Source organism: Bacillus sp. S10(2024), assembly GCF_050473865.1.
Taxonomy (GTDB): Bacteria; Bacillota; Bacilli; order Bacillales; family Bacillaceae_G; genus Bacillus_A.
This window is the reverse complement of sequence record NZ_JBFLUR010000002.1, coordinates 2,736,976-2,756,478: the sequence shown is the minus strand read 5'-3', so window position 1 is coordinate 2,756,478 and position 19,503 is coordinate 2,736,976. Positions and strand designations below refer to the sequence as shown.

The 19,503-nt window shown below is 36.1% G+C and carries 21 protein-coding genes; 12 read left to right on the top strand and 9 right to left on the bottom strand.

Annotation, left to right across the window (positions count from 1 at the left end; genetic code table 11):
* Positions 1 to 23: 23 nt before the first annotated feature.
* The 4 genes from AB1280_RS14060 to AB1280_RS14045 all read right to left on the bottom strand — a co-directional run bounded on the left by AB1280_RS14060 (position 24) and on the right by AB1280_RS14045 (position 4,430).
* Entirely contained in the window at positions 24 to 1,157 is a 1,134-nt protein-coding gene (locus AB1280_RS14060) for an LCP family protein (protein ID WP_429756210.1), read from the bottom strand.
* Between the two features lie 317 nt (positions 1,158 to 1,474).
* The gene (locus AB1280_RS14055; RefSeq protein ID WP_429756209.1) at positions 1,475 to 2,656 is read right to left on the bottom strand and encodes an ABC transporter permease; all 1,182 of its coding nucleotides are present in this window, start codon (positions 2,654 to 2,656) and stop codon (positions 1,475 to 1,477) included.
* Between the two features lie 2 nt (positions 2,657 to 2,658).
* Entirely contained in the window at positions 2,659 to 3,333 is a 675-nt protein-coding gene (locus tag AB1280_RS14050; RefSeq protein ID WP_429756208.1) for an ABC transporter ATP-binding protein, read from the bottom strand.
* Positions 3,330 to 4,430: an efflux RND transporter periplasmic adaptor subunit gene (locus AB1280_RS14045; protein ID WP_429756207.1), complete on the bottom strand. Its 1,101-nt coding sequence runs from the start codon at positions 4,428 to 4,430 to the stop codon at positions 3,330 to 3,332. The genes AB1280_RS14050 and AB1280_RS14045 overlap by 4 nt, the downstream gene beginning before the upstream one ends.
* Before the next feature lie 390 nt (positions 4,431 to 4,820).
* Here AB1280_RS14045 and AB1280_RS14040 point away from each other — a divergent pair, with 390 nt between their 5' ends.
* The 5 genes from AB1280_RS14040 (at position 4,821) to AB1280_RS14020 (ending at position 9,378) form a co-directional block, all read left to right on the top strand.
* Positions 4,821 to 5,723: an ABC transporter permease subunit gene (locus tag AB1280_RS14040; RefSeq protein ID WP_272190276.1), complete on the top strand. Its 903-nt coding sequence runs from the start codon at positions 4,821 to 4,823 to the stop codon at positions 5,721 to 5,723.
* Between the two features lies 1 nt (position 5,724).
* Positions 5,725 to 6,723 carry an ABC transporter permease gene (locus tag AB1280_RS14035; RefSeq protein ID WP_429756206.1) on the top strand — a complete coding sequence of 333 codons (999 nt, stop codon included), beginning with the start codon at positions 5,725 to 5,727 and terminating at the stop codon, positions 6,721 to 6,723.
* A gap of 251 nt (positions 6,724 to 6,974) precedes the next feature.
* Positions 6,975 to 7,877: an ABC transporter permease subunit gene (locus AB1280_RS14030; protein ID WP_429756205.1), complete on the top strand. Its 903-nt coding sequence runs from the start codon at positions 6,975 to 6,977 to the stop codon at positions 7,875 to 7,877.
* 1 nt (position 7,878) lies between these two features.
* Positions 7,879 to 8,877, top strand: coding sequence for an ABC transporter permease (locus tag AB1280_RS14025; RefSeq protein ID WP_429756204.1), 999 nt, complete (start codon positions 7,879 to 7,881; stop codon positions 8,875 to 8,877).
* A 321-nt stretch (positions 8,878 to 9,198) separates the two neighbouring features.
* The gene (locus AB1280_RS14020; RefSeq protein WP_429756203.1) at positions 9,199 to 9,378 is read left to right on the top strand and encodes a hypothetical protein; all 180 of its coding nucleotides are present in this window, start codon (positions 9,199 to 9,201) and stop codon (positions 9,376 to 9,378) included.
* 217 nt (positions 9,379 to 9,595) lie between these two features.
* Here AB1280_RS14020 and brnQ2 read toward each other — a convergent pair whose 3' ends face one another.
* Positions 9,596 to 10,915: a branched-chain amino acid transport system II carrier protein BrnQ2 gene (brnQ2, locus tag AB1280_RS14015; RefSeq protein WP_429756202.1), complete on the bottom strand. Its 1,320-nt coding sequence runs from the start codon at positions 10,913 to 10,915 to the stop codon at positions 9,596 to 9,598.
* 320 nt (positions 10,916 to 11,235) lie between these two features.
* Here brnQ2 and AB1280_RS14010 point away from each other — a divergent pair, with 320 nt between their 5' ends.
* Positions 11,236 to 11,418 (top strand): hypothetical protein, encoded by a 183-nt coding sequence (locus tag AB1280_RS14010; RefSeq protein ID WP_429756201.1) that lies wholly within the window; start codon positions 11,236 to 11,238, stop codon positions 11,416 to 11,418.
* Between the two features lie 48 nt (positions 11,419 to 11,466).
* Here the strand turns inward: AB1280_RS14010 and cotJC are convergent, their stop codons facing one another.
* From cotJC to AB1280_RS13995, 3 genes are read right to left on the bottom strand one after another with little or no spacing between them, the layout of a single operon-like run.
* Complete coding sequence (cotJC, locus tag AB1280_RS14005; protein WP_251229912.1) at positions 11,467 to 12,036, bottom strand: spore coat protein CotJC; 570 nt, start codon at positions 12,034 to 12,036, stop codon at positions 11,467 to 11,469.
* Between the two features lie 13 nt (positions 12,037 to 12,049).
* Positions 12,050 to 12,313, bottom strand: coding sequence for a spore coat protein CotJB (locus tag AB1280_RS14000; protein WP_272190387.1), 264 nt, complete (start codon positions 12,311 to 12,313; stop codon positions 12,050 to 12,052).
* Between the two features lie 7 nt (positions 12,314 to 12,320).
* The gene (locus tag AB1280_RS13995; protein ID WP_020061012.1) at positions 12,321 to 12,536 is read right to left on the bottom strand and encodes a spore coat associated protein CotJA; all 216 of its coding nucleotides are present in this window, start codon (positions 12,534 to 12,536) and stop codon (positions 12,321 to 12,323) included.
* Between the two features lie 105 nt (positions 12,537 to 12,641).
* Between AB1280_RS13995 and AB1280_RS13990 the strand changes: the two genes are divergently transcribed.
* The 6 genes from AB1280_RS13990 (at position 12,642) to AB1280_RS13965 (ending at position 18,036) form a co-directional block, all read left to right on the top strand.
* Complete coding sequence (locus tag AB1280_RS13990; protein WP_429756200.1) at positions 12,642 to 13,040, top strand: lactoylglutathione lyase; 399 nt, start codon at positions 12,642 to 12,644, stop codon at positions 13,038 to 13,040.
* Positions 13,041 to 13,073: 33 nt separating this feature from the next.
* On the top strand, positions 13,074 to 13,853 hold the full coding sequence (locus AB1280_RS13985) for a DUF2935 domain-containing protein (protein ID WP_429756199.1): 780 nt from the start codon (positions 13,074 to 13,076) through the stop codon (positions 13,851 to 13,853).
* A gap of 378 nt (positions 13,854 to 14,231) precedes the next feature.
* Positions 14,232 to 14,510 (top strand): YkvA family protein, encoded by a 279-nt coding sequence (locus AB1280_RS13980; protein ID WP_429756198.1) that lies wholly within the window; start codon positions 14,232 to 14,234, stop codon positions 14,508 to 14,510.
* A gap of 11 nt (positions 14,511 to 14,521) precedes the next feature.
* Complete coding sequence (locus AB1280_RS13975) at positions 14,522 to 15,127, top strand: DedA family protein (RefSeq protein ID WP_429756197.1); 606 nt, start codon at positions 14,522 to 14,524, stop codon at positions 15,125 to 15,127.
* A gap of 121 nt (positions 15,128 to 15,248) precedes the next feature.
* A complete protein-coding gene (locus AB1280_RS13970) occupies positions 15,249 to 17,720 on the top strand; it encodes a LamG-like jellyroll fold domain-containing protein (protein ID WP_429757345.1) in 2,472 nt (823 codons plus the stop codon).
* A 115-nt stretch (positions 17,721 to 17,835) separates the two neighbouring features.
* Entirely contained in the window at positions 17,836 to 18,036 is a 201-nt protein-coding gene (locus AB1280_RS13965; protein WP_020061018.1) for a hypothetical protein, read from the top strand.
* A gap of 40 nt (positions 18,037 to 18,076) precedes the next feature.
* On the opposite strand, the gene AB1280_RS13960 is transcribed toward AB1280_RS13965, so the two are convergent.
* The gene (locus AB1280_RS13960; protein WP_429756196.1) at positions 18,077 to 19,480 is read right to left on the bottom strand and encodes an amino acid permease; all 1,404 of its coding nucleotides are present in this window, start codon (positions 19,478 to 19,480) and stop codon (positions 18,077 to 18,079) included.
* Positions 19,481 to 19,503: the final 23 nt, after the last annotated feature.

The window sequence follows — 19,503 nt, the reverse complement described above, 5'->3', positions numbered from 1 at the left end:
CAGCGGTTTTTTGTATGTTTATATTAATTGTCATTTGTTTCACTAGTCGCTGTATTCTTTTGCGCAGTTGGTTGTTTATGTTCTTGGTCTTGTTTATTATCTGTATTTTTATCTTGCGTTACATTGTTTGTATTGGCAGGAAGACCAAGGTGTTCGCGGAGCTGCTTTGAGATGTCTGCGATATTTTTTTGATCAGGCATGTAGTAATATATATGTTTTGGAGCAGGGGTGGGTTTACAAACTTTATCCTCCGCCATATAGCAATCTTCTCCAGCTAGTTGAAGTTTTCCGATTGAAGCATTGATACCATATTTGTAGAATGATAACATATCGTCAAATGAGAAGTTTGTTTTAAATTCTCCATTAATATCATCAATAATTTTTCCTACTTTTGTGATGGATCCAGCGCTTGCTAGTTTTTTAACAATCGCTTCAATGACAAGCTGTTGACGTTGACCGCGCATGGCATCGCTATCAATTTTACGCGTTCTTGCTAGCGCAAGGGCCTGTTCTCCATTTAGATGTTGGAACCCTTTTTCAAGATGGATCGCACCAGCTGTATCGTTACTATCTTGTTCTGTAAATGTAACAGGCACATCTAAGTCAATTCCATCTAAATCGTTGACAACTTTTATGAAAGATTTAAAATTAAACCTTACAAAATAATCGACCGGAACGTTGAATAGTTTTTCTACCGTTTCAATCGTAGATTGAGGTCCACTGTCTTTTCCGTTTTTTGCAACGCCGAGTGAATATGAGTTTGTAATTTTATCCTTTTTCTTCTCTACTGGAACGTATGTATATGTATCACGTGGAATACTTACTAGTTTTACTGTTTTACTATCTTTATTAAACGTTGCAAGTAACAGGGCATCTGGATGAAATGCACCAGAATACTCTTTTTCACGCCCTTGATTTTCATCAATTCCCATAATTAACACAGATACGTTATTGGAAACGGGTTTAACCGCTTGTTCGCGTAATTCAGACTTTTCACCACGCTCTAAATTTTGAGAGGCATCTTGAACAGCGGAAGAAGCTTTATTTACTAAAAACCATGTGTAACTTCCAGCACCAATTAAAAGCAAGACAATAATGAGCCCTGCAATTTTTAGTTTCTTATAGCTTTTTTTATGTAAATCCGTTTTTTGATCCATTCTATAAACTCCTTTATCAATAATCGGAGGTAATTCAGTCCTCGCATCAATTAATTATAATTCTTTGTTGTAAAAAAGAATATTACAAGTTATTTACATTTTAAAAATTTTCTCTCTATTTCGACAGTAATGTAGTGCAATAGATTGACGATAATATATACACACAAATTGAAAGCGCTTTTGTTTTTAGGCGGGCGAGAGTTACTCTAAGTTATATAACAAAACAACAAGGTTACCTGCGGCAACCTTGTTTATCCTGTTATTAGTGGGAGTATTACTGCCCGTAAAAGCCCCACTGATTAAAGTTTCACTTTATTTTATTCATATCGTAAGCACTCAATTGGATCTAGCTTCGCAGCTTTGTTGGCTGGAAGTAAGCCGAATAGAATACCGATTAACATGGATAGTCCGACCGAGATTAAGCCTAATTTTACTGAGACAACGAGCGGCCATGCTGCAAATATGGATACAATCCAGGCAAAGAAGATACCGAGTACAAATCCGATCAAGCCGCCTAATGCTGTTAAGATACAGGATTCAATAAGAAATTGTGTTAATACTTTTCCGCGCGTTGCACCGAGTGCTTTACGGACTCCGATTTCACGTGTACGCTCTGTGACAGATACAAGCATGATGTTCATAACACCGATACCACCAACTAATAGTGAAATAGCTGCAATACCACCGAATACACTTTTTAAGATACCCGTGAACTTATCAATTTCTTTTAAGTCGTCTTGTAGATTTTGTACTTTGAATTTCCCTATGTGCTCTGGTTTTTTAGCATCATTTAATAATTTTACAACTGCATCTTGTGCAGCTTGTTTATCTTGACCAGGAGCAATTTTTACTGTGATACTATCATAATTATTTTTGCCGAATAAAACAGGCCAGTTTTCTGCGGAGATAATACCTTCTTTAAAGTCCGCACCACCCATCATTGCTTTGATGGAATATACACCGACTACTTTGTAAGGTGTACCTTTCATATCTACATATAAGTTGGGCTCCCATGAAGAGAACAATTTATCGAATGCATCTTTATTTAATACAATTGTATGTTCTGGTTTATCTAGATCGGCAGCTGTTAAAAATCGGCCGTGTTCAAGTTGAAATTTAGAGGCATCATCAAAGTAATCTCCTTTAGCGCCAATTACATCAATATCTAAATCTTTTTTTCCCGCATATACTTTCGCTTTGCTTCTAACATCGGGATAAACATCTTGAACACCAGGAATTTTTGAGATATCGTCATACATACTTGAAGAAATTTTCCCGTCCATATCTGAAAAATCATCTGTTCTATAGTTTACTTGAAACTGATCTTTCTTTTCTTTCCCGATTTGTTCACGGAATTTAGCATTTGTTCCATCACCGATAGAGATAATGGTAATAATCGCGCTAACCCCAATAATAATTCCAAGCATTGTTAAAATGGAACGCATTTTATGAGCGAAGATGGAGGAAAGGGCCATACGTATATTTTCATTTAAGTTCAAACTCAACCTCTCCAATCTTGGACGATCTTTCCGTCACGAATTACAATTTGGCGTGCTGCCGCTTCCCCAATTTCTCGATCATGGGTAATCATAATAATGGTAGAGCCTTGTTTATTTAATTCGTAAAAGAGATCCATAATTTGTGTACTCGTTTTCGTATCAAGTGCACCAGTCGGTTCATCGGCTAAAATGAATTTTGGATTATTCACAATCGCACGAGCGACAGCGACACGTTGTTTTTGTCCACCTGACAATTCATTCGGCAAGTGAGTTGCACGGTCGGCTAGCCCTACTTTTGCTAATGCTGCTAGTGCACGCTCGCGTCGCTCTTTTTTATCTACACCAGCATAGATTAGTGGTAGTTCGACATTTTGCATTGCATTGAGACGAGGGAGCAGCATAAAGTTTTGGAATACAAATCCAATTTCTTTATTGCGAATGTGCGCCAGTTCTGTTTCGGACATGTTTGAAATATTTTGTCCGGCTAACATGTATGTGCCCGCTGTCGGTCTGTCTAAGCAACCGATGATATTCATTAATGTTGATTTCCCGGAACCAGATGGTCCCATAATGGAAGTAAATTCACCTTGGTTTAGTGTTATATCAATGCCATGTAGCACTTGAACAACTTCTTCTCCGTTTTGAAAAGACTTCGTGATGCCTTTTAGTTCAATCATTTCATGTTAACCTCCATACCATCTTGTAAATCTTTTTCTGGTTTTGAGATTACTTGCTGACCTGTTTTTAATCCGGAAATTTTTGCTTCGCTATCTGTTTCAAATTCAATGGTAATGGCTTGTTCTTTTGCTTTTCCATCTTTTACAACGAATACGACGTTTTTATCACCTTTTTTCACGATACTGCTTTTTGGAACAACGATACCGTTTGCTTCACCAGATTTTGCTGTTACATAAACATGGAATCCTGGTTGTAGGTCATCATTATTATCTAATGTAATAACGAAAGGATAGTTAGAAACGGTTTTGTTTTCATCCATATTTTTTACTGGTGTTGTTCCAATTTCTGTTACTTTTCCTGTCCATGTTTTTCCTGGTACTGTTTTAGATGTAACAGAAACCTCTTGGCCAACTTTCATTTGAGAGAGTTCATATTCAGATAACTGCCCTTTTACTTTTAATGGCCCAGCAGTGCGAATTGTCATACCATTCATAGTTGCTTTTTCTTCTGCACCTTTGCTAATGTCTTCGATTGTGCCATCTACAGGACTTGTTACTGATAGTGCATTTTCTTTTTCTTGATTGTTTTGTATCATTTGCTTCGCTTTTTCGACTTCAAACTTTTTCGTTTCAAGCTGTGCTTCTTGTGCTTGCACTTCTTGTTCAGCAGCTTTTAACATGTCACCTGCAGCACCAGATTGTTTTGCTGTTTGTAGTCTTTGTTTTGCTGCGTCCAGTTGTTTCTGAAGGAGTGAAACTTCTTTCTCGGCTAATTTCTTTTGCATTTCTGCTTCACTTTTTTCTAGTTTAATAGATGAGTTGCTATATTTAAAAAGCAACTGTCCTTTTTTTACTTGATCGCCTTTTTTAACGGCAAGCTCATAGTTACCTTTCGTTGGATCAAATGCAATTGTTTCGATACCGTTTGGAATAACTTCACCGCCAAATTTTTGTGCATTTTCAATCTTTTTTTCTGTTACTTTATAACCGCTGTATGCCATAGCCGGTGTAGATCCGCCAGCTAACGCAAAGTAAGAACCAGCACCAATTCCGATTGTTGCTAAACCGACAATTAATAATTTCGTTTTCTTTTTCATTCTATTTTCACCTTTTCGTCTCGTTTTTGTCTCTGTAATCTCAGTATAATGTGGCAGGGGAGTCTGACAAATCGTTTTATCTTACAATAATATTACATTTTTGTAATATTGCAAGTTCATTATATATTAGATTTATAAAAAACCTTATAACTACTCAGTCACTCTATGAAAAACCGACAGAAAAACATTGTTTGAAATGGCCTGAAGAAGCTGGCAATACACAAGGAGTGGTCAGGACCTTTTCTGTTACAGGCAATGTTAAAATAGAGGGCGGTGTATTTTCATAGCAACGACATGTATGTTGGAAAATGAATGAAAATTAACAGAAAATATATACAATTTAGAAAATATTTTATAAAATGGGATAAAAAGGATTGGAGTCAGGAGAATATGGCGAAGAGGGTGTTTATACATAGTTCAGAAGTCATTGTGCAACTTTTCTTATCGATTGTCGGAATTATTTGTGTAGGAGCATTACCTGGTTTGTTTCAAGGTTTAAAAATAGATTTTCATAAATATGTAGAAACGATTAAGATGGTATGCAATAATTTGTTGCATTTATCATCGATGACGTATATACCAATTAGTAATAGCGAACGTCCCATCCCCAAGCCGCTATTTCCACAACTATTTATCCACTATAAAGAGACAATGGTTATTTTTTTAGTAGCCTTTTTTATTTCACTTTTGATTGCTTTTTTCATTGTGTATATCGTTTTACGGAGTAACGCTAATGTTCAAAAGAAAATTAAATCATTTTTACTTTTTCTCGAATCTATTCCAGATATTCTTCTTATTATTGGTTCGCAGCTTTTCGTCATTTGGATTTTTAAACAAACAGGTATTTTAACTGTAAGTATTGCCGGGATAGGAGAGCAATCCGTTCGAGGATTACCCATTATTTGTTTAAGTGTACCGACAACGATTATGTTTATAAAACTAGTATTATTGCGTTTTGAAACCGAGCTTGAAAAAGATTATGTCCTATTCGCAAAGGCAAAGGGGCTGGACAAGCTTTATATTTTAAATCATCACGTTTTACGTAATGTATTATTAAGTACGCTCTTTTTTGCGAAAACAAACATTTGGTTTATGCTATCCAATTTGTATATTATTGAATGGTTGTTTAATACATACGGCATGTTTGTATTTGTAAGAGTAGCAGCTGAAAGGGATTTTGTGACAGGTATTCCGCTGTTTACAGTTAGTTTGCTGCTGCTGTATGTACCTGTTTTTATTATTTTTAAGCTGTTTCATTATTTCGTTCCAAATGCAATGAAAGAGAGGGGTTAGGATGTGGCAACATTTGAAACGTGATAAGCGCTTTTGGATTAGTAGTGGATTCATTACTATATTTCTTTTGTTGAGTGTTGGAAATACAATTTTTAACGATGGACATATTCGGAAGGTATCCATTCAGTTTAATAAAGATGGAATACCAGAAGTACCTCCATTTTCACCTTCGTTTCAGTTTTTACTTGGAACAGATAGAACGGGATTTGATTTACTGAACTTAGTAATTGAAGGAGCAAAATGGACAATTGGAATTTCCATACTCATCGCATTATTACGCATTATATTTGGAGTTTGCTTCGGTGTTTTACTCGGTATGTACGTAAAGAGAGGGTTTACAAAACTAGAGGCTTTTTTTGATAGCTTTACAATTATTCCGATGGTTATGATTGCAGCTTTTTTATTACGACATGCAATTACATTTGGGAACGGCGAAGCAACGTCAACTTTTTTTGAACGAGCTTCGTTTGAAGTTATTTTATTAACGGCGCTCGCAGTTCCGACCCTTTCTTTGTACGCTGCCAACGAAATTCGTAAAGTATTAACAGAAGAATTTATAGATGCTGCAAAAATTTTAGGAGGAAGTAAATGGCATCTTCTTATAAAACATGTGTTTCCGCATTTGTACTCAACCTTTGTCATTGTATTTATGCAGCAGTTTGTCCAAACGCTTATTATTTTATTGCACCTCGGTTTATTAGGTTTATTCTTTGGGGGAACGGTACTCTTTTTTGGGGGAGAGGTCGATTCTTTTACTCATGAATGGTCAGGATTAATTGGAGTATACTTCCGTTCTTTATCAGTGCACCCATGGATTCCGCTTGTACCGATTACTTGTTTTGGATTAACAATTTTTTCAGGGAATATGATTGTGAAATGTATTCAGGATGCGGTGGAGAAAACAAGGTCAAGGAAGAGAGCGGGGCAGGAAGAGGTAGAATCGACACAGTCTATAACAGAAGTGAAGGAAGAGTTGTTTGTATTTAAGCATACGATGTGAGGACTTAAAATCTTTAAAACCCTCTTTTTAGGTTGGCGGGAGGTACTGGCCATGTGTGGTAGTGGTGGTCAGTTTCTCTCTCTTTCGAGGGGGCATGTTGTCTTTTTATAGCAGTGACGTATATGTTGAAAAATGAAATTTTGATGGAGAGTTCCACATAGAGAAACGAAATAAGGTTAATTAACAGAAAATATATGTAATTGAAAAATAATTTGTAAAATGGAATAAAAAGAATCGGGGGTTAGGCAAATATGGCAAAGAGGGTATTTATACATAGTTCGGAAGTCATTGTGCAACTTTTCTTATCAATCGTTGGAATTATTTGTGTAGGAGCGTTACCAGGTTTGTTTCAGGGGTTAAAGTTAGACCTTTATAAATATGTAGAAACGATTAAGATGGTATGCAATAGTCTACTACATCTATCATCGATGACGTATATGCCAGTTAGTAATAGTACAAGACCAACACCAAAACAACTATTTCCACAACTATTTATCCACTATAAAGAAACGATGATTATTTTTTTAGCAGCTTTTTTTATTTCACTTTTGATTGCCTTTTTAATTGTCTATATCGTTTTACGGAGTAATGATAGAGTTCAGAAGAAAATTAAATCATTTTTACTTTTTCTTGAATCCATTCCAGATATTCTTCTTATTATTGGTTCGCAGCTTTTCGTCATTTGGATTTTTAAACAGACAGGTATTTTAGCTGTAAGTATTTCAGGAGTAGGGGAGCAATCCGTTCGAGGATTACCAATTATTTGTTTAAGTGTACCGACAACGATTATGTTTGTGAAACTAGTATTATTGCGTTTTGAAACAGAACTTGAAAAAGATTATGTTCTATTTGCAAAGGCAAAGGGGCTGGATAAACTTTATATTTTAAATCACCATGTTTTACGTAATGTGCTATTAAGTACGCTTTTTTTTACAAAAACGAACATTTGGTTTATGTTATCTAATTTGTACATTATTGAATGGATGTTTAATACATATGGCATGTTTGTATTTGTAAGAGTAGCTGCCGAGGAGCATTTCGCAACAGGTATTCCTCTTTTTACAGTTAGTTTGCTGCTGCTTTATATACCTATTTTTATTATTTTTAAGCTGTTTCATTATTTCGTTCCAAATGCGATGAAAGAGAGGTTATAAAATGTGGAAACAGTTGAAACGTGATAAGCGCTTTTGGATTAGTAGTGCATTCATTACTATCATTCTTTTGTTAAGCATTGGAAATACAATTTTTAACGATGGACATATTCGGAGGGTGTCCATTCAGTATAATGGGGATGGAATACTACAAGTACCTCCATTTCCACCTTCGCTTCAGTTTTTACTTGGAACAGATCAAAAGGGATTTGATTTATTAAACTTAGTAATTGAAGGAGCGAAATGGACAATTGGAATTTCCATACTCATCGCATTGTTACGTATTGTATTTGGAATTTGTTTCGGTGTTTTACTCGGTATGTACGTAAAGAGAGGGTTTACAAAATTAGAAGCTTTTTTTGATAGTTTTACAATTATTCCAATGGTTATGATTGCAGCTTTTTCATTACGACATGCGATTATATTTGGGAACGGCGAAGAAACGTCAACTTTTTTTGAACGAGCTTCGTTTGAAGTTATTTTATTAACGGCGCTCGCAGTTCCGACCCTTTCTTTGTACGTTGCCAATGAAATTCGTAAGGTATTAACAGAAGAATTTATTGATGCTGCTAAAATTTTAGGAGGAAGTAAACGACATCTTCTTATAAAACATGTGTTTCCGCATTTGTACCCAACCTTCGTCATTGTATTTATGCAGCAGTTTGTCCAGACGCTTATTATTTTATTGCATCTCGGTTTATTAGGTTTATTCTTTGGGGGAACGGTAGAGTTTTTTGGGAAAGAGATCGATTCTTTTACTCATGAATGGTCAGGATTAATTGGGGTATACTTTCGTTCTTTATCAGTGCATCCATGGATTCCGCTTGTACCGATTACCTTTTTTGGATTAACAATTTTTTCAGGGAATATGATTGTGAAATGTATCCAGGATGCGGTGGAGAAAGCAAGGTTAGGGGAGAGATCAGAGCAGGAAGAGATAGAAACGACACAATCTATAACACAAGCGAAGGAAGAGTTGTTTGTATTTAAGCATACGATGTAAGAACTTAAAACCCTTTTTTAGTTGGGCGTGAGGGACTGGCCATGCGTAGAAGCGGTCAGGGCCTATTTCTGCCACGTGCGATGTTTTAAAACAAAGGTAGAGCGAGTGTATAGCATGTTTTGTTTTTCGTAGCATTTCAAAGATCTCCCTCTTTTTGGTAACAACCGCTAATAAGTGCTTTTTCTAATAACATGGTAATAGAGGGGGGGGGGAGAATATACTAGAAAGTTTTCTTGAATTTGAATTCAATCGTATACGTGGTTAAAATAAAAAAAGAATTAATTACCATAAATTTCATTTTTTATAATGGTTGGGGATAAGATGTTAGTATTCTTGAGTGCCATTTTAGTAGGTGTTATGGTTAGTTTAAGAGTGTATGCTTTAAGCATAATAGAACGCCAAGCAGAAGAAGAAGAATATGTTTTTTGTTCAAAATGCAATAAGAAAATTAGAAGGGGAAACTCAGCTCCATATTGTTCAAAATGTAATATATTTTGCTAATTCAGTAAAAATATATTATCCACTACTTTCAAATGGAAACTTTATTAATTTAAAGTATGAAAATGTTTGCGATAACAATTCTTATTTGCAGAGTTAATTATATGCTTCATGCCTTTTCCTAGAAGGCGTAAATAGAACATATAAAGATATAAAAACAGAGAAAAAGGGGAGCGCAAAACGCTCCCCTTTTTTCAATAGCCATGAATTCCTAGTCTTTTCACTTTGCAGAAACTTCACCTTCTGTTTGTGTTTGCGGAATGAAGTAACCGACAATACCGCCGATAATTGCTGGAACAATCCAGCCAACTCCTAAGCTGTAAAATGGAATTGCACTTGCAAGAGATGAAATGGCAGATGGCATCATGCTGATGTTATCAAGTGCATGAATACAGCTTATAATAAAGGCCGCAATCATTGCACCGACATATACACTTGGTTTTCTTTTCGTATATTTATCAATAAACGATACGAAAATTAAGATAATTGTAATTGGATAAAGGATGATTAATACTGGTAATGTCAGTTTAATTAATAAGCTTAATCCTAAGTTAGAAACAACAAAGCTAAAAATACAAACCCACAATACAAGTTTTTTGTATGATACATTTGTTAGTACGTTCGAAAAGTAGTTTGCAAATGCACTCACAACGCCAATTGCTGTCGTTAAGCAAGCGAAAATAATGGCTAGACTTAATAAGATGTTACCGCTTGTCCCAAATAAATTGTACATAACCGTTGCTAATAGCTGGCCGCCGTTTTCAAATTGTCCAAGGTGTCCATTTGATGCACCGATATAGCCTAATGCGAAATAAATGATTGTTAAAAATAACGCCGCAATGCTTCCACACATAATTGTATATTTCGTAATTGTTTTTTTATCCGTTACTCCATTTTGACGAATCGCATTCACAACGATGTTAGATAATACAAGTGCTCCAATTGCATCTAATGTTAAAAATCCTTCTAAAAACCCTTTGAAAAATGGAATGTCTTTGTAGTCACCAACAGGAGTAGCGAACGAACTTGTTGGGGAAAGAATCGCTTTTGTTGCCATTACGGCAATAATAACAAGTAAGATAGGTGTTAAAATTTTTCCGATGTGATCCACTAATTTGGAAGGGTTTAACGATAGAAAGTAGGTAATCGTAAAGAAAATTCCTGTAAAGAGCAACATAGAATACCAGTGATCTTGGAAAAGCGGTACGATTCCGATTTCGTATGAAACAGATCCTGTACGCGGAATAACGAAAAGCGGTCCAATGGAAAGGTAAATAATGATGGCTAAAATTGCTGCGAATTTTGGATGAACACGGCTTGCAAGTGTTTTGAAGTTGCCACCTGCTAATGCAACTGCAACAATTGCTAACAATGATAAACCGACATCTGTAATTACAAATCCTGCGATAGACACCCACATATGCTCTCCAGATGAAAGACCAAGTAGGGGCGGGAAAATCATATTACCAGCACCAAAGAAAATCGCAAATAGCAATAAGCTAATTGAGAGAACTTGGGATGGTTTTAAGGTTGTACGCATTCTATAAAAATCCTCCTAGATTATTTTTGTCGAAAATTCAAATAATTTGTCGAATTGATGTTTTTATTTTAAAGGTCTGACGACTAGAAAGCAACAGTTAATTTTTAAAAAATTACTAATTGATTTACTAAGTTGAATAATCATTCTAAGAAAGGGGATTGTAGAAACGGATGGAAAAGAAAGAGTGAAGGCCAAAAATGTGGAAGTTCTTCTAATTTTCGTGAATGAGTTATCAGAGGATATTCGGTTATTATACTGATAAATAATTTCATATCGTGATAAGGTAAATACTGTTAAACTATAAAAGAGAGGTGTTTAAATTGAATAATAAGTTTTTAGGATTTACTTTTGTTTCGGTAGGTATGGTTTTCTTAATGTTATCATTAACACTATCAGCACCAAGTGTATTATGGGCAGTTTCACTTGGAACAAGTATTGTAATGAATATCACAGGCACTACCATTTTAATGAAATGTATTAAAACAGCAAAAGAGGGTTTATAAAAAACGAAGTGACCTCACAATTGAGGTCACTTCGTTTTTTCATATATTTTAAAAATATATTTGCCGATCTCGTTCTTCTTTTAATATTTCAACTGCTTCTCGAAAGCGCTGGGAGTGAACAATTTCGCGTTCTCGAAGAAAACGTAATCCATCGTTTAAATCGGGATCATCAGACATATTAATGAGCCATTGATATGTGGCTCTCGCTTTTTCTTCTGCGGCGATGTCTTCATATAAATCTGCAATTGGGTCTCCTTTTGCTTGTATGTAAGTTGCTGTAAAAGGAACGCCTGCAGCATTGTGATAGAAAATGGCGCTATCGTGATCAGCGTAGTGAGCATCAAGACCAGCCGCTATCATTTGGTCAGGTGTGGCGTCTTTTGTTAATTTATATACCATTGTCGCAATCATCTCAAGGTGTGCAAACTCTTCCGTTCCGATGTCTGTTAATAAACCGATCACTTTGTCAGGAATGGTGTAGCGCTGATTTAAGTAGCGCAGCGCAGCGGCTAATTCGCCGTCAGCACCGCCGTATTGTTCAATTAAATATTTTGCAAGTGTTGGATTACAAGTACTTACCTTTACAGGATATTGTAATTTCTTTTCATAGATCCACATATTTTCCCCACCTTTACAATTGCCAAGGCCAAGGCCCTTTATTCCATTCCCAAGGAGCTTTTGAATAACTATTTCCGAACTGTTGAAGCGGTCCGTATTTTTCTTCGATTTGCTGTTTTAATAGTCTACGCTTATAGGAAAAATCATTAAATTGTTTAATGGATGTAACATCATCAGGATGGGTATCTAAATAGAGGGTGAGTTCTACGAGTACAAAATCGAGTTCTTGCATTTCTTCCATCCATTTATAAAATTCATCGGGAAGTGGTTGCGCCACGATGGTCTCACCGTCCTTTTTTATAAGGATTTTCATAATAATCATATAAAGCAGGCCACAAAGTCCCTTTCTTTAGTGCTTCACTCGGAGAAAATTGTGGTAAGTTTGCTGGCTGAAATCCCATAAATAAATGCGGGGGAGTAAAATAATATTTCTTTCCGATTGGTGGACAAGGGTCTTGAGGACTGTGATACGGTGTGTATGACCTTACAGATTTATTCAACCTATACACCTCCTTTGGAAAACATCGCTATTATGTATTGTATTCAAACATAATTATCGTTTATGACTCATATACAAAAACTAATAAGTGGAAAAGGAGGATAAGATGGCACATTCTGTTGTGTTAGAGGTTAGAGATTTGAAGAAAACATTATACTTTTATGAAGGTATATTAGGTTTTCGGCCAAGCATAGAAAGGCCGCAATTAGATGTACCTGGGGTGTGGTATGATGTAGGGGAAATGCGGATTTGTTGTATTTTAAATAAAGAAAAAGAAGTTACGCAATGTGAACAATTTCTTCCGAAAATCGAAGTGAATATACAATCCAATGAGGCGGAGAAGTTACTGAAAAAGTTAGCTTACTATCAAGTGATGTACACAGAAATAGAAGATTATATAGAGAAGAAAAAAGTGATATCTGTATATGATCCTGACCGATATATGATCCAATTGCAATCACAATATGAGAGTGAAGAGTCAATATCATACGCAAAAGGTATGTGAAAATAAGCTAGTTATTGCGAGGAGGAGAATATGATGGATCGAGCTTATGAAGAAAATGCATTATTCGAGCATCGGTTTTGGTTAAGGATTTTGGAAGATCATGCTCATTTTATAACGGATGCTTTAGCCCCTAAAGAAAAAGAAGAAATCGAGCGAGCAATGTATTTTATACAAAAATTTGATGAATTGAAAAAGAAAATTGGAACTACTGACTTAATTGCACTTGCAAAAGCGGCAAATGAAGCGGCAAATGAAATAAGAAAGTTTAAATTGCACATTTTACGTAAACAATTAGAAGGGAAAATTTCTATTCATTTAACACCGACATTTCTTAATCACATGGTTAATGAAGTCGAAGAATACATAACAATATTGAAGTATTTGACGGAAGGAAAAACACCTCCTCTTTTTCACGAATTGCACCATCATCTTCTTTGGCTAATAGATGCAGCCGGTCATGCAGAAGCTATGTCTGTCGGACTAGATTCGGTTGAAAAACGTTTAAAAGAAAAAAGTGAAGAATATGAAAAGCATTTTGAACAACTGTATTTAAAAGCTGTTGAAATGGCTGGTTATTTACGGACAGAATTAGTATCTTTCTCTGCTTTAAAGAAGTTCACAAAAGATGTTTCGCTGGAAATTACTTTATTTTCGCATTTTCTTCATGAACTAGAAGAGTTAGAGTTATCAGGACAAATGCTAAGCATGCTTTCGGGGAGAATGCCAGATCATATGGCAAGGGAAGAGTGCTATTATTTATTAAAACTGGCGCAGTCTTCAGGAATTGAGATTCCAAATTGTAAACCTTTTTAGGGAGAGTAACTGGCTATGTATAGAAGCGGTAAAATGCTTTTTCTGCTTAAAACAAAAAAAGAAAACGAGTGCAGTTTATATGAAAATGAATGTATCATATTTTTATATGCTAGTCCTAATACATGATAAAAATCATTGACTTTTCAGATGAAATCTTTTACCATAGCGGTATCAAACATGTATATAAAGGGGAGTAGCTCTAGCAGCAAAGTCGTCATTACAGGGAGAAACCCTCGGCTTTGTTGGCAACAATCTTGTTGTTAGTGAGACCTTTACCAATCATGGTAAGGGCCCCTTATTGTCTTTTTAGGACCTTTACCATTTCGGTAAAGGTCCTTTTTGTATGCTGGAATAAGAGATCGAGAGAGGAGAAGGAATATGAGAAAGTTGTGGAAAAGAGTACGTCTCATTTTTCAAGTACGTAAATTCATTCCGTTTTTAGGTGAATTTTTTATATCAAAGGATGTTGAATTGAAGAAGAAAATGCTTTCTATCTTATTCTTATGTGGATATGTCATGTTTCCGTTTGACATCATTCCAGATTTTTTATTGTTTTTTGGTGTGCTAGATGATGTGGCGATAATTCTATTTGTTTTGCAGCGAATTGTGAAGATGGCACCTGTTCATTTACAGGATAAATATGGATTAATAGAATAGGAGAAAGATAGATGGAGCAACTGATTTTAGATTTTATTCATTACTTAAAACAATTCTCTTATTTTGGTGTTATGTTAGCCTTAACGTTTGAATTTGTTCCAGCCGAAGTTGTCTTACCGCTTGTTGGTTATTGGGTATATGAAGGTGATATGAATTTTTGGATTGCTGTTTTGGCAGGAACAATTGGAGGAACGACAGGACCGTTAACGTTGTATGCTTTAGGATATTATGGAGGTCGTCCTCTATTAATGAAGTATGGAAAGTATTTCTTTATAAAAGAAGAACAAATTCAAAAAGCAGATCAATTTTTTACAAAGTATGGTCCGGTAGTAGCATTTACAGGGCGATTTGTTCCAGGTGTACGGACACTGATTTCAATTCCGTGCGGTATGGCGAAAATGAATATTTGGCAGTTTATCATCTATACATTTGTTGCGATGTTCCCATTAACAGCGCTGTATGTTTATGTTGGGATGAAACTTGGTCCGCATTGGCATAAGGCCGGTGCGATAATTGAGCAATATATGCTGCCGATAGCAGGGATTATCGCTGTTTTTTTAATTGGTTTTGTGATGTACAAGCTTATTAAGAAAAAAAGTAAAAAACCACCGAGATAAGGCGGTTTTTTACTTTTTTTTACAAACTTTTAATATTTTTTACCTTTGATTTATACTGCTTTAATAACGTTTCGCTAAAATATTCTTGTATTTTACAATATATACGAGGAGGATTTTTGTGATCAAAAGGACGTTGTGTAAAGTGAAGGGTCTTATTGGTTTTTTAGCAGTTTTCTTTTTAGTATTTACATCTTTTTCTTGGATTAGCTTCGCGGAAACAAGAGAAGAAAAAACAGAGAAAGAATCATCAGAAAAGAAGCTTGTTTTTCCGGTGTTAAGTGATGTGCACATTAAAAATAGTGGAACGGATGATACGTTTCGTTTTCAAAGAGCGCTGCAGCAATTGAATGCAGTAGCTCCAAGACAAGATGCCTTTGTAGTTGTTGGTGATTTTACAGACAGTGGTTCAACACAGCAATATGATCGTTTCTTCCAAACTTATAAGCAATATGGAAACCAAAATGCAACTGCTATGTATGCTTTAGGTAACCATGATTATTGGAATGGATTAATTGCGCATGATGCACAGAAACGTTTTCTTAAAAAAACAGGAATGGAATCTATCTATTATCACAAAGTTGTAAAAGGCTATCATTTTCTTGTAATGAGTCCGGAAAACGGAGTGACACATGGATATTATTCAGATACACAAATTAATTGGTTGAAACAGGAATTAGTAAAAGCGAAGCAAGCTGATCCAAGTAAGCCAATCTTTGTCTTTTTACATCAGCAAATTAAAGGAACAGTGTACGGGAGTCATGAATGGGGGACAAATGATAGTGCTAAGATTAATGAAGTCTTAAAAGAATATCCACAAGCTGTAACATTTTCTGGTCATTCTCATTATCCACTTGATGATCCAAGATCAATTCACCAAAAAGACTTTACGTCTGTTGGGACATCATCAGTTAGTTATATGGAAATAGAAAAGGGAAAAGTACAGGGAAATATGCCGCCGGGAGCTGACACATTAAGCCAAGGCTTATTGGTAGAAGTAGATGATCAAAAAGTGACGATTCATCGCCGTGATTTTCATAATAACTCTTGGACAGGTGAGCCGTGGGTAGTTGATCTTCCAGCAAAGAAAGAATCTTTCAAGTATACAGAAGATCGTGATAAGGAAAAGCCGACATTTTTACAAGATGTAAAGCTGAAACTTTCCAATATAACAGAGACATCTGTGACAGCGACATTTCCGCAAGCTGTAGATAATTTACTCGTTCATTCATACCGTCTGCAAGCAAAAGAGAAAGCAACAGGAAAGGTGAAAAAACAGCTTTTAGCCTTCTCCGAGTTCTACCGGGATCCGGTACCTAAAGAGCTGACATTTACATTAGATGGGCTAGATATTAATACGGAATATAACATAGAAGTAACAGCATTAGATTCATTTGGAAATGAAAGTGGTGCTCCTTTGCGCGCAGAATTTGAAACGAATACAGAAGTAATTGATCCGAATGCGAAAGTACCGAAAGCAGATGTATTCGATGTGAACTTTTTAGATGGTACTTTTAAAGATTATTCATCGTTTGGTGCAAATGGAAGTGTAAAAGGAAATGTAGCAATTGAGTATGAGGAACCTTTAAAGAAACATGTAATGAAATTAAGTGGACAGGATAATACATATGGATATATTCCATTTTCAAATGAGCAAAAAGCAAAGGTAAAGGATTCCTTTACACTGGAAGCAGCTTTTTCTATGAATCAAATTCGCAATCAAGCAATTATGGAAAATACCGAAAGCGGTGGAATTGGATTTGAGTCAACAGGTTCTGGTTATGTAGAATTATGGGCACATATTGGCGGCAGTTATAAACATATTGGTGTACAGCTAGAAGCTAATAAAACATACCATCTAACAGGAACATATAATGGAAGTGAACTTGCAGTATATGTAGATGGAAAAAAAGTAAATAGTCAGCGAGTAACGGGGAAAGTGTATCATCCAAATGTACCGTTTGCAATTGGAGCAGATCCAACAAACGCTGGTAATGGTAATGTTCCGTTAAATGGGAAAGTTGCACTTGCAAGACTATATAGTAAGGCATTAACGCCTTCTGAAGTGAAAGCGGCTTATAATGAGTTTAATAACCGGATAAAAATAGAAGAGATTCATAACTTATATGAAGAAATGAATAAGGTGAAAGAAACATTGGCAGGTACTTACCAATTTGGAGAGAAACCCGGTCAATATTCACAAAAAGCGTTTGCTGCATTACAAAATGCATATAACGGTGGAAAAGAAACGTTTGAAAAAATGATGGTCACAAAAGAAGAAATCGTTACAATGTATCAATCGTTACAAACGGCATATCAAACCTTTTTACATTCTAAAGTAGCAGAAGAAAAGCCACAAACGGCGAAAGAAAAGCTTCAAGTAACGATTAATGAGGCAAAAGACTTCTTAACAAAGATACAAGTAGGAACAGAGGTAGGGCAATACAAGCATGAACCAGTGAAAGCATTAGAGCAAAAAATACAAGTAGCCGAAGCAACTGTACGTGATCAAAATATGACGGACCAACGTGCAGATAGTATAGAGCGCACATTAGAGGCTGCCGCTAGGCTTGTTGAGAATAGTATAAACAAATAGGGCGGGGAAGAGGCTTGTCATGGACAAGTCTCTTTTGCGTAAGGGTCATTCGGGACTTGAGGAAGTAGAATATATGTTACAATAGAATAGAGATTGTTTAGAAGGAGCGGATAATGTGTCAAACCGAAAGATAAAACAAATTCTTGAGTATGTATGGGTTGGTATCGTGCTCCTAGTCGGATATAAATTTTTGGGAGATAAAAGCCTGTGGATGCTTTTTTTAATAACCTTTGTATTAGGGGGACTAGGAGCATTATTTATTAACTTTTTCTTTGATAGTATGGAATCTTGGAAAAAGAAGAAAGAACAGAAGTGATAAAAAAAGCAAGCTCGCTAAGGATAGCGGGCTTGCTTTTTTACGCTTCTTTTTTTTCATCGTTTGGCTTGGAAGTGATTAAATGACTGTTTCGTTTTGAGTAGAAAAAGTATACACATAAACCGATTGTTAGCCATATTCCAAAGCCAATCCATGTTTCTTTTGAAAGGTTGAACATCAAGTATAGACAACAGCAAATTGCAATGATTGGTAAAATAGGGACAAATGGAACGCGGAATGCTCGCGGTAAGTCTGGGTGTGTTTTTCGTAGGATGAGTACGGCAAAGCAAACGAACGTGAATGCTGTTAATGTACCGATACTTACAAGGTTTGCAAGTATGTGTAAATCTAATAAACCAGCAAGCGCCGCAGCGCCAATCCCCATAATCCATGTGTTTACTAAAGGTATTTTGAACTTTTGATTGATGCGAGATAATGCTTTTGGCAGTAATCCATCGCGGCTCATCGCATAGGAGACGCGGACTTGTCCATACATAACGACAAGAATAACAGTTGTCATCCCTGTCATTGCTCCTACAGCTAGGAAACTAGCAATTGTATCTTCACCAACAAACCTTAGTGCATAAGCAACTGGATCTGATACGTCTAATTTTGTGTAAGGAACCATCCCTGTTAGTACAAAGGAGACAGTGATGTACAATACAGTACAAATCAGAAGAGAACCGATAATTCCAATTGGCAAGTCGCGCTGCGGTTTCTTTGTTTCTTCGGCAGCAGTTGCAATCGCATCAAAGCCTAAAAAAGCAAAGAATACAGTTGCAGCTCCGGCAATAATGCCGTCGTAACCAAATGGTAGAAACGGTGTCCAGTTTTCTGGTTTTACATATTTTGCGCCGGCAACGATAAAGGCAATAATGACGGCTAATTTAATGAGTACCATAATATTATTTATGCGAGCGCTTTCGCGAATGCCTCTACTTAAGAGCAATGTAATAAAAAGGATAATGAGGACAGCTGGTAAATCAATGAAGCCTCCTTTTCCTATACCAGGGGCAGAGGCGATGATGGCTGGGAGTTTGATTCCAAATCCAAGTAGTAGTGATTGTAAATAACCAGACCAACCAACGGCAACCGCAGCAACCGCGAGTAAATATTCAAGCATTAAACACCAGCCGACGATAAAAGCAACAATTTCTCCAACTGTCATATAAGCATATGTATAAACGCTTCCCGAAATCGGAATAGAAGAGGAAAACTCAGCGTAGCAAAAAGCAACGCATGCACAAGTAAAGGCGGCAATGAGAAATGATAGCATAATTGCAGGACCAGCGTGCTTTGCCGCAACAATACCGGTTAAAACGAAAATGCCTGTCCCTATTACAGCTCCGATGCCTAAAAAAGTTAAATCAAGGGCGCTTAATGTTCGGTTGAGTTGACGTGGTGCTTCGGTCGTAAGGGGTTTCTTTCGTAAAAGTGTTTTCAAATTCAAATCTCCTCTCTGTAAAA